The organism is Candidatus Methylomirabilota bacterium (genome assembly GCA_036002485.1).
Lineage (GTDB): Bacteria > Methylomirabilota > Methylomirabilia > Rokubacteriales > CSP1-6 > AR37.
Map to the genome: position 1 here is coordinate 1 of DASYTI010000165.1, position 10,093 is coordinate 10,093.

Consider the following 10,093-nt stretch of genomic DNA (forward strand, 5'->3'; position numbering starts at 1 on the left):
CCATAGTCCCACTCGAGGAGATCGTCGGAGGGCTGGGCCACGTCGCCGTAGCCGGCGAGCCCGCACGTATCCGCGGCGCGGGAGAGCGGGCTGGTCAAGACGAGGGCGAAGGCGCGCCCGGCGAGATATCGGCCCAGGGCCTGCGCCTGACGGATGCCGGCGTCGGTGAGGGGAATATCAGTGCGGCCGGTGTGCTGCCCGCTCGCGCTCCACTCCGTCTCGCCGTGGCGGATGAGCCAGAGCTCCGGGCGCCGCTCGGCGGGGGTGGCGCTGCTCATGGGTCGCGGTGATAGTACCAGCGATGAAGGCGGGCCGGCGCCACGCCCCACATATAAAGGAAGCGCAGGGCCCACATCAGCGCCATGGTCCGGAGCGCCCCTTCCCGCTGCCACTTGCGCGCCGCCGTGGTGACGCGCGAGCGGAGCGCCACCACCCGCCCGCGACGCTTGAGGCGCCGGGTGAGCTCGACATCTTCCATGAGGGGGATCTCGGCATAGCCGCCCAGGCTCTCGAAGACATCGCGGCGCACGAAGATGGCCTGATCGCCCGTCGAGATCCCGCTCCGGCGCGAGCGCAGGTTCATGAAGAAGGCGATCATCGAAAGGACCGGCCGAGGGCTGTCGAAGCGCACGTCGAATCGCCCGCCCACCACGGCGGGGTCGGCGAGGGCCACGTGCACGGCCTCGAGCGCGCCATCGGGCAGTCGCGTGTCGGCGTGAAGGAAGAGGAGGATATGCCCGTGCGCGGCGCGAGCGCCCGCATTCATCTGGATGGCTCGACCGCGCGCGCTCGCGAGCGCCGCCACGCCGGGGACCCGGCGGGCCACCTTCATGGTGCCGTCGCGGCTGCCCCCATCCACCACCACGATCTCCGCCTCGGGAAAGCGCGCGCGGAGATCAGGCAGGAGTCGCTCGAGGTTCGGCGCCTCCTCGAGGGCGGGGATGATGATGCTGAGGGGGACGGGCCGCGTTGCGCGGACCTCAGCGGCTCCGCGCCGTGTCGTTCAGGCTCCAGTCGTAGTCGAGATAGCTGAGTCCCGTGTCCTCGAGCCGGGCCAGCCTGGCCCCGAGGCCGGGCTCCGCCCGTGTCCGGATGAAGGCGGCCACGCCCCCGGCTGCCGCGAAGTCTCCGGCAAACCACTTGAAGATCGACGAGACGCGCGCGGTCTTGCCGTCGCTTCCCGCCTGCAATCCCTTGGTGGGATTCGAGAGAAAGGCGGCCGTCTGCTCGTCGAGCTGCGCCTCGAGCCGCGCGGCCTCGTAGGGCTGGGGCCGGAGGTCCGGGCAGGAGAGCGAGGCGCACACGATGGCGAAATGCACGCGGGGATCCCTGAAGGTCTTGCGGAGGATGCCGTGCTCGATCTCGTCGAGGGCATAGGCCGTTCCCCCGACCATGCCGATCTTCTTCTTCCAGATGGGGGAGAGAAGGCTGCCGCCGTCGCGAATGCTCGGGGTCGGGTAGCGGTCGAGCACCGCCTTGAGAGCGAGAAGATTGTAGGCATTGGTCCACAGGGCGAGGCGGGCGACGTCGCTCGGGAGCGCCTCCGGCCTCGTCTCGGCCAGGGCGGCCAGCGCCTGAGCGTAGGCGGGATCGGCCTTCACGGCGCGGTAGTCCACGAGGTTGAGCGTGATGCCGCTGATCGTACCCGGGCGGACATGGACCCTCAGCAGCTTCGCGTAGGCGTCCGCGTCGGCCGCGTGGGCGAGCGCCGCGGCACCGAGCACGATGACGTCGAGCAGTATGGCGATGATCCCCGCCTTGAGAAGGTCGCCCGCGAGCTTGCTCCGGCGTTGCAGCCAGCGCGGGACCAGCGAGAGGAGGACGAGCAGCACTCCCGCGACCGCGAGATACCCGAGCGTGCGCCTGATCTCGCCCCGTCCCTCGGAAAGCGCGCCCCCCGCGAAGGTGAAGGCTGCCGTGCCGGGCAGCATGCAGATGGAGGAGGTAATGGCATAGGGCCAGAAGCCGATGCGGGTGAGACCGTACGCGTAGTTCTGCAGGTTGAACGGGAAGATCGGCACGAGGCGCGTGAGCATGACGATGCGCCAGCCGTGCTCGGCCACCTGCCCGTCCATCCGGGCGAGGCGCGGGCTCCGCTGCACCCAGCGCTCCACCGTGCTGCGCACGCCGTAACGCGCGACCAGGAAGGACAACGCCGCGCCGATGGTGGCGGCGATCCATACGTAGAGGGTGCCCCAGGCGGGGCCGAAGGCCACGCCGCCCAGCACCGTGATGGGCAGACCGGGCACGAAGAAGACCACGGCGAGGACGTAGCCGGCCATGAACACGACCGGCGCGAGGGCGCCAAAGCCCCCTATCCACTGCTTGAGCCTGGCCACGTTCTCGAGACGGATCACCTCGCCCAGCCCGAGGGCCCGCGCCACGATGATGCCCGTGGCGACCACCGCCACGATGAGCACGGGCCGGGTCCATCGGCTCATCGCGTCCACCGGAGCCAGGCGGCGAAGAGCCGCCGCACCGCGGGGGTGAGGCGCGTGCGGTTGTACAGGTCGCCGGTCTGGCGGATGGCCTCGGCCTGGGTCGGATAGGGATGGATGACCGAGGCCAGCCGCCCGAGCCCTATGCCCGCCGTCATGGCCAGCGTCAGCTCGTTGATCATCTCGCCGGCATGCCGGGCCACGATGGTGGCGCCCATGATCCTGTCGGTGCCCCGGCGCACGTGCACCTTCACGAACCCCTCCTCCTCGCCGTCCGCGACGGCGCGGTCGACCTCGGCGAAGGCTCGCAAATAGGTGTCCACGGCCACGCCGCGCTGCTCGGCATCCCGCGCGTAGAGGCCGACGTGCGCGATCTCGGGGTCGGTATAGGTGCACCAGGGAATCGTGAGGGCCGAATGTTTCTTGCGTCCGAGGAACAGCGCGTTCTGGATCACCACCCGGGCCGCCGCGTCGGCCGCGTGGGTGAACTTTTCCGGCATGCAGATGTCGCCGGCGGCATAGATGCGCGGATTGGTCGTCTGCAGGCGGTCGTTGACCTGGACGCCGTCCCGCCCGTCATGGGCGACGCCGACGGCCTCGAGGCCGAGACCGTCCACGTTGGGGACGCGCCCGGCGCCCACCAGGATCTCGTCCACCTCGACCCGCGTCGGCCCCGTCGGCGCCGTCGCGTGCAAGACCTTGCCCCCGCCCGCGCGCTCGACACGCTCGACCTTGGCGTCGAGGACCAGGCGGATGCCTTCGTCCACGAAGGCGCGCTGGAGGATCTCCGCCGCATCCGCGTCTTCGCGGTTCAAGATGTGCCCGCCCGTGTGAATGAGCGTGACCTCCGAGCCCAGGCGCCGGAAGGCCTGGGCCAGCTCGCAGCCGATAGGCCCGGCTCCGATGACGGCCAGGCGCGCGGGACGCTGCGTCAGCTCGAACACGTTCTCGTTGGTGAGAAACCCCGCCGCGCGAAGGCCGGGCACCTCCGGGTGATGAGCCCGCGCGCCGGTGGCGATGACGGCCTTCTTGAACCGCAAGGGCGTGCCGTTCACCTCCACCGTGTCGGGTCCGGTGAAGCGCCCGTCGCCGAGGAAGACGTCGACCCCGAGCCCGCGGAAGCGCTCGACCGAGTCGTGGTGGCTGATCCGCGCCCGTACTCGCCGCATCCGCTCCATGACGGCGCTGAAGTCAGCCTCCACGGGCCCGCCCACGCGCACGCCGAGGGAGGCGGCCAGGCGCACCTCGCCTATCACGCGCGAGGAGCGGATGACGCACTTGGACGGCACGCAGCCGACATTGAGACAATCGCCGCCCAGCAGGTGCCGCTCGATCAGGGCCACTCGCGCGCCCAGTCCGGCCGCGCCCGCCGCGGTCACCAGCCCGGCCGTGCCCGCGCCAATGACGACCAGGTTGTAGCGCGGGGCCGGGCTCGGCGGCCGCCAGTCGGGCGGGTGGACCTGGGCGATCAGCTCGGCGTTGTAGGCGTCCCGGGGAAGAACTTCCACCATTGGCGGCATCAGGGCCCTCAGAACTTGCCGCGCGAGCGCTCCTTGGAGGGGAGGTTCTCGAGACAGGTCGTCCACCACCCGGTTCGCACCGTCTCGGCGAACTCGGGGGGCAGCCCTTCCTGCTCCATCTGGCGGGCGAGCGTCTCGTAGTCATAGTGCACGGGCACGAACTCGACCGAGAGGTCCGGCCCGGCCGTCAGCACCGTGTACCAGACATTGCTCGAGCCGTCGTTTTCGGGGCGGCCGATCACCCCGACATTGACGGCATGCGTGCCGTCGGGCATGGCGCGGTGCCACTTGATGCCCGTGTGGGTGCAGAGGAGGACGTCGGCCTCCCCCTCGCGAAGAAACCGCTTGAGCAGACCCGTGGGCGTCGCCGACTCCCACAGGAACTCGTTGATGACCCGCGGAGACCCGTGGCTCATGAGCACGCGGTGTCGGCCGACCCGGAGGCGCCGGTGAGCGGGCAGGCCGCCGAGCCACCGCTTGTTCTCCGTCGCGGTCTTCGCGAAGGTGTACTCATAGCTGATCCGCGCGAAGTGATTGTCGCGCGGATCGGTGTAGCCGCAGCCGCAATCGGTCTTGCCCTGAGCGAGCGACTCGTCGTAGTTGCCCCGGATGGCGAGCACGCCCGCGTCGCGGAGAAGGGGAAACACTCGATCGGGATGCGGCCCGAAGCCGCCCATGTCGCCGAGGCAGAACACGGCCTCGACGGCGCGCCGGCGCGCGTCCTCGAGCATGGCCTCGAGGGCGAGGGCGTTGTTGTAGACGCCGCCGAAGACGGCGATGCGCCGAAACTCTTCTAGCCGTTCTTGCACGTCATCCCCGTCTGCACGCAGGTGACGCAGGCCGGATGGTAGAGCGGCGCATCCACGAAGGACTCCTCGAGCCCGCCCTCGGACAGCCGCGCGCCCGGCAGCCCCGCGAGGATGGGGCAGGCATACACGCCGCCCTCCCCGACCACCCGCGACTCGGAGCACTGGAGCAGGCCGCGATCGAAGTGGGCGAGGTCCGTCTCGGTGAGCCGCGGATCACCCTCTCGCCCCAGTCGGCCCAGGGCGAAGACGGGCATGATCTTCACCCTCGGCTTCTCGATACCTCGCCCCGTGAGAAAGTCCCGGAAGCGCTCGTACCTCCCCGGCCCCGCGTGCTCGGCGCTCGTGAATTCGGTCGCCGTCACGATGGGCAGCAGGCCGCGGTCGTTGAGCCGGGTGATGGCGCCCATGGCCTTCGAGAACGAGCCGGCCCCGCGCACCCTGTCGTTCTTGTCGGAGTCAGTGTCGTCGAGGCTGACCCGGATCTCGAGGGAGTAGGAGGCGCGCCGGGCCAGGGCGGCGAGCGCATCGGCCATGGCCTCATCGATGAGTGTGCCATTGGTGAGCACGGTGGTCGGCGCCACGTCCAGCGCCTCCTCCAGAAGGGCCACCATCTCGCCGTGGAGGAACGGCTCGCCCCCCGTGAAATAGATCTCCTTCACGCCCAGGTCCTCGGCCTCGCGGATGGCGCGCCGCGCGACGTCGGGGTGCACGGGCTTGAGCCACGCCTCCCCGGGGCCACTGGCATTGATGCAGTGGACGCACTCGAGGTTGCACCACGTTCCCGTGATCTGGATCCAGAGCGTGGAGAGCCGCAGGAAGGGCGCTCGAGGGGCGTCCGCGGGCACGGGGGTCCAGTTGATCACGGGCAGGCTCATCGGTCCCTTCATGTCCCGTCCTTGGATGCGGTCACGTGCCCACGAGGTGCGCGCCGGCCCGAGCTTGCCAGGCCCCTCATCGGTCAGACGAAGATGCTGTCCGGCATGAAGGCCGAGACGATCCAGTTGGGCGCGTCCACGATCTCGCTGATCTTCAGGTCGGCGGCCACGCTGCAGACGATATAGGCCTCTTCCCGGGAGAAGCCGCGCTCCGTCACGAGATGGTCGATCATGTGGCGCACGGCCTGCTGGGCGGCCGCGAAGAGATCGGGCCCATGCGCGGTCGTGGCATACCACGGCGCGGTATTCGTTCCCGTGGCCAGCGGGCGCGTCGTGCGCAGCTGAGGCTCGGGCAGGCGGCGGCCGGGCTGGAGCCCGAATCGGAGCGTCACCTGCGCCCGCATCTCGACGGCGGTGACGCACACCTCGCCGTCCCCCTGCGCCGCGTGCCCATCGCCGACGCTGAAGAGCGCGCCCTCGACCCAGACGGGCAGGTAGAGCGTCGAGCCCTTCGTGAGTTGCTTGATGTCCATGTTGCCGCCGTTCTTCCGCGGCGGCATAGTGCTGTGTCCGCCCGCCTCGTCGAGGGCCGTGCCCATCACGCCCGGGAAGGCCTCGATGGGGACGGCCACCCGCTTGTCCATGCGGGCATGCGTCGCGTCGGAAAGGTCCCAGATCTGGAGAAACGGCTTGGCGAAATCGGACTCGGGCAAGAGCCCGCGCCCCGGCCGTATCGACGTCCAGCCGAAATCCGCTCCCGGGCGCATGTCGAGCACCTCGACGACGAGCACGTCACCCGGACGCGCGCCCTTGACGCGCACTGGTCCGGTCAGGGGATGCCCCCGAAACGGCCCCCGACCGATCACATCGGCGTGCGTCGAGCGGCGGGAGTAGTAGCCGTCCGCCGCGTCGCGGGTCCGGAACGCGACGGTGTCGCCTGGCTCGATCTCGAGCCGGGGTTCGATGCCGTTGTTCCATTCGTAATGGACCGTGGAGTCATCGAGCTCGTGCATACTAGCCGGCGATGGCATGGGTCTGTTACCTCCTCCAGTGCGGGGATGGCTCCCTCTATGCCGGCGCCACCTCGGATCTCTCACGGCGCCTGGCCCAGCACGCCCGCGGGCGCGCGTCGAAGTATACACGGGCGCGGCTGCCCGTCAGGCTACGCTATGTGGAGCGCAAGCGCGACCGCGGCGCCGCCCTCCGGCGCGAGGCGGAGATCAAGCAGCTGACCCGTACCGCCAAGCTCGCGCTGGTCCGGCGCCGGCGGTAGTATCCTCCCGCCCATGGCCTTCTCCGCCGAGCTCTGGCGCAGCATCGAGCCGATCTATGCCGAGATCCTCGCCCACCCCTTCGTCCGCGGCTTGACGGACGGCTCGCTCCCTCGGGACGCCTTCCGCTTCTACGCGGTGCAGGACGCGCTCTACCTCCGCGACTTCGCGCGGGCGCTCTCCCTGGCCGCCGCGCGCGCCCCCCGGGACGAGTGGATCATCATGTTCAACGAGCACGCGGCGGGCGCCCTCAAGGTGGAGCGCTCGCTGCACGAGAGCTTCTTCGCCGAGTGGGGGCTCACGGCGGAGGCGGTGGCGGCCACGCCCATGGCGCCGACCAACCAGGCCTACACGAGCTATCTGCTCTCCACGGCGTACGGCGCGCCATTTCACGAGGCGGTGGCGGCGCTCCTCCCCTGCTACTGGATCTACTGGGAGGTCGGCAAGGCCCTCGAGCGCTCGGGCTCGAAGGACGTGCTCTACGCGCGATGGATCGGCACCTACGCCTCCGAGGAGTTCGGCGGGCTCGTCCGCCTCGTCATCGCCTGCCTCGATGAGATGGCGGCGGGACTGGGCCCGCGCGAACGCCAGCTCATGAGCCGCCACTTCGTCGCCACCAGCCGCTACGAGTGGATGTTTTGGGATATGGGCTGGCGCAAGGAATCGTGGCCCGTATAAGGCGATGCTCAATTGACCAGTCCAAGGACCATGAGGTAGACTCCCGCGCATGGCAAAGAAGAAAGTGGCCAAGAAGACCGCGAAGAAGCCGGTGGCGAAGAAGGCAGGAGTCAAGAAGGCGTCGGCCCGGAAGCCGGCGGCCAAGGCCGCCTCCAGGAAGGCCGAGGCGTACACGCCCAAGCCCGTCGAGGGCATAGGCTGGGCGCCCTTCCGCTATCCTCTCCCGCTGATCTAGGCGCCGGGCGGCTGCTCGCGCCGCTCACGCAGCGCGCGGTAAGCTGTCGGCCTATGAGGCGCCTGGCCCGACTGGGGGTAGTGCTTTCGCTCGTCACGGTCGCCGCCGGCTGCTCGGTCATGGAGCGGGCCCGTGGCAGCTGGTGGGAGCTCTCCCGCGAGCCCTCCGGCCAGGCGCCTGATCCCGCCACGACGAAGGACGCGGTCGTCCAGGTCTATGCGGCACGCGCCGTCGGCTGGCGCGGGCTCCTTGCCGTCCATACCTGGATAGCCCTCAAGGCTTCCGGTGCCTCGGCCTATACGAGGTATGAGGTCATGGGCTGGGGCGTCAGTCGAGGGGGGCCGGCCCTTCGCGTGGATCGCACGGGCCCCGACAATGACTGGTTCGGCAGCCGGCCCTATCTCCTGGTCGATCTCCGCGGGCCCGAGGCCGATGCCGCTATCGAGAAGGTCCAGGCCGCCGTCGCCGCCTATCCCTACCGCGATTCGTACCGGACCTGGCCGGGACCCAATAGCAATACCTTCACTGCCTATGTCGCCCGCGCCGTGCCCGAGCTGCGCCTCGACCTGCCGCCAACGGCGATCGGCAAGGACTATCTCCCCGGCGGAGAGCCCGTCGCGCTGGCGCCGAGCGGAACCGGGCTCCAGGTCTCGGTCTTCGGCCTGCTCGGCGTGTTGGCGGCCTGGGAGGAGGGTGTGGAGGTCAATGTCCTCGGCCTGACCTTCGGGGTGGCGGTGAAACGTCCGGCCCTCAAGCTCCCCGCCGTCGGCCGGGTGGGCATGCCCTAGCCTGGACTATTTGCGAGACAACGCCGCCCTCACCCAGCCCTCTCCCTCTCCGAGGGAGAGGGATTCATTTAATCCCTCGCCCCCGTAGGGGGAGAGGGCAGGGTGAAGGGGAGGCGAGGATGCAGTACGCGCGCTGAATAGTTCGGGCTAGCGAGCGGGGATTTGTCTGCGGTAGGTGTCGAGGATTTCCTGCCCCCGCGGACCGGCCCTGAGGAGCCAGTCGTCCACCGCGAGCTGCCCCGCTTCGCGCAGGGCCTTGCTAAAGCCAGGAGTCACCTCCGTGATGATCCCCACGTTGTTGGCGCGCATGCGCTCGTAGTTGAACGCGATGCGCGTCTGGATCTCCTTCCATTGCCGCTCGCTCGTGGCCCGGGCCGCGCCCTGCACGGCCAGCCGCAGGTCGGTGTCGAGCTCGTTCCACACATCGAGGTTGATGGTGACCATGCTCATCGTCATCGAGTAGTTGATGGCCGTGAAATAGCGGAGGTGCTCCCAGAGCCGCTGGCCCGCTCCCCCGTCGCCCGAGGAGAGGACCGCCTCGATGGCGCCGCTCTTGATCTTGGGCAGGGCATCGGCAAAAGAGAGCTGCGAAGGGAGCGCCCCCGCCGCGCGGAGGGTGGCCGTGGCATTGGCGTCCGCCGTGCGCACGCGCAGGCCGCGGAGCGCTTCGATCCCCGCGATGGGTTTCTTGGCCCAGAGCCCGGCGGGTGGCCACGGCGAAGGATAGAGGAGCTTCTGGTTGTGGCGCGCGAGCACGCGCTCGTAGTCGGGCCGGGCCACTTCGTTGAGGAGACGCGCCTGCTCGGGGGTGACGGCGAGGAAAGGCAGCGAGGGCAGGAGGAAGATCGGGTGGACATCGCCGAGCGCCCCGATGTACATGTCGGCCACCGGCACGGTGCCGCGCGCCACCGCCTCGAGCAAGTCCCTGGAGCGATAGCCGAGGGCGGCGTCGAACGAATGGGTGATGACGATCCGACCGCCCGAGCGATCGAGGAGCTCCCTGGCGAAGAACTGATCGCCCTCGCCGTGGATGGACGTGGCCGGATACTCATTGGCCATCTGCCACGTGGTCGTCTGCGCGGCCGCGGGTGCGGCGGTGAAGAGCAGCGCGGCCACGAGCAATCGGGCCCAGCGTTGCCCCATCATTTGGACTCTCCCGCCGGACGCCTCAGCCTTGATCGTGTCTCATCGAGGAGACACTTGACCCGGCCGCGGCGCGGCGGCAAAGTACCCGCGTGGACGCCGAGCTTGTCGCCTATCTGGACCGGCGCTTCGACGCCGTAGACCGGCGCTTCGACGCGGTGGACCGGCGCTTCGACGCGGTGGACAGCCGCTTTGCCGAGATGGACGGGCGCTTTGCCGAGATGGACCGGCGCTTCGACGCAGTGGACAGCCGCTTTGCCGAGATCGACGGGCGCTTTGGGGAGATGGACGGGCGCTTTGGGGAGATGGACGGGCGCTTTGGGGAGATGGACGGGC

Annotated in this window: 13 protein-coding genes; 5 read left to right on the top strand and 8 right to left on the bottom strand. The window is 69.6% G+C overall.

The window, feature by feature from the left end:
* The 7 genes from VGT00_15775 to VGT00_15805 form a co-directional block, all read right to left on the bottom strand.
* Positions 1-278: histidine phosphatase family protein (locus VGT00_15775; protein ID HEV8532880.1), on the bottom strand; the 278-nt coding region annotated here is incomplete at its 3' end.
* Positions 275-949 (bottom strand): TIGR04283 family arsenosugar biosynthesis glycosyltransferase, encoded by a 675-nt coding sequence (locus VGT00_15780; protein HEV8532881.1) that lies wholly within the window; start codon positions 947-949, stop codon positions 275-277. The genes VGT00_15775 and VGT00_15780, both read right to left, overlap by 4 nt.
* Before the next feature lie 31 nt (positions 950-980).
* Positions 981-2,441, bottom strand: a complete 1,461-nt coding sequence (locus tag VGT00_15785; GenBank protein ID HEV8532882.1) for a VTT domain-containing protein — start codon at positions 2,439-2,441, stop codon at positions 981-983.
* On the bottom strand, positions 2,438-3,958 hold the full coding sequence (locus VGT00_15790) for a mercuric reductase (protein ID HEV8532883.1): 1,521 nt from the start codon (positions 3,956-3,958) through the stop codon (positions 2,438-2,440). Before VGT00_15790 ends, VGT00_15785 begins: the two co-directional genes overlap by 4 nt.
* Before the next feature lie 8 nt (positions 3,959-3,966).
* A complete protein-coding gene (locus tag VGT00_15795; GenBank protein ID HEV8532884.1) occupies positions 3,967-4,767 on the bottom strand; it encodes a metallophosphoesterase family protein in 801 nt (266 codons plus the stop codon).
* Complete coding sequence (locus VGT00_15800; GenBank protein ID HEV8532885.1) at positions 4,752-5,654, bottom strand: radical SAM protein; 903 nt, start codon at positions 5,652-5,654, stop codon at positions 4,752-4,754. Before VGT00_15800 ends, VGT00_15795 begins: the two co-directional genes overlap by 16 nt.
* 71 nt (positions 5,655-5,725) lie before the next feature.
* The gene (locus VGT00_15805) at positions 5,726-6,673 is read right to left on the bottom strand and encodes an acetamidase/formamidase family protein (GenBank protein ID HEV8532886.1); all 948 of its coding nucleotides are present in this window, start codon (positions 6,671-6,673) and stop codon (positions 5,726-5,728) included.
* Here VGT00_15805 and VGT00_15810 point away from each other — a divergent pair.
* The 4 genes from VGT00_15810 to VGT00_15825 are packed head-to-tail and all read left to right on the top strand — an operon-like array spanning position 6,667 to position 8,614.
* Positions 6,667-6,915: a GIY-YIG nuclease family protein gene (locus VGT00_15810; protein ID HEV8532887.1), complete on the top strand. Its 249-nt coding sequence runs from the start codon at positions 6,667-6,669 to the stop codon at positions 6,913-6,915. The genes VGT00_15805 and VGT00_15810 overlap by 7 nt on opposite strands.
* A 13-nt stretch (positions 6,916-6,928) precedes the next feature.
* Positions 6,929-7,591: a thiaminase II gene (tenA, locus tag VGT00_15815; protein HEV8532888.1), complete on the top strand. Its 663-nt coding sequence runs from the start codon at positions 6,929-6,931 to the stop codon at positions 7,589-7,591.
* A 49-nt stretch (positions 7,592-7,640) separates the two neighbouring features.
* Entirely contained in the window at positions 7,641-7,826 is a 186-nt protein-coding gene (locus tag VGT00_15820) for a hypothetical protein (protein ID HEV8532889.1), read from the top strand.
* Positions 7,827-7,879: 53 nt separating this feature from the next.
* Positions 7,880-8,614: a DUF3750 domain-containing protein gene (locus tag VGT00_15825; GenBank protein HEV8532890.1), complete on the top strand. Its 735-nt coding sequence runs from the start codon at positions 7,880-7,882 to the stop codon at positions 8,612-8,614.
* A 147-nt stretch (positions 8,615-8,761) separates the two neighbouring features.
* On the opposite strand, the gene VGT00_15830 is transcribed toward VGT00_15825, so the two are convergent.
* Positions 8,762-9,760 carry a TRAP transporter substrate-binding protein gene (locus VGT00_15830; GenBank protein HEV8532891.1) on the bottom strand — a complete coding sequence of 333 codons (999 nt, stop codon included), beginning with the start codon at positions 9,758-9,760 and terminating at the stop codon, positions 8,762-8,764.
* Between the two features lie 89 nt (positions 9,761-9,849).
* Here VGT00_15830 and VGT00_15835 point away from each other — a divergent pair.
* On the top strand, positions 9,850-10,093 hold a 244-nt coding region (locus VGT00_15835), incomplete at its 3' end, for a hypothetical protein (GenBank protein ID HEV8532892.1).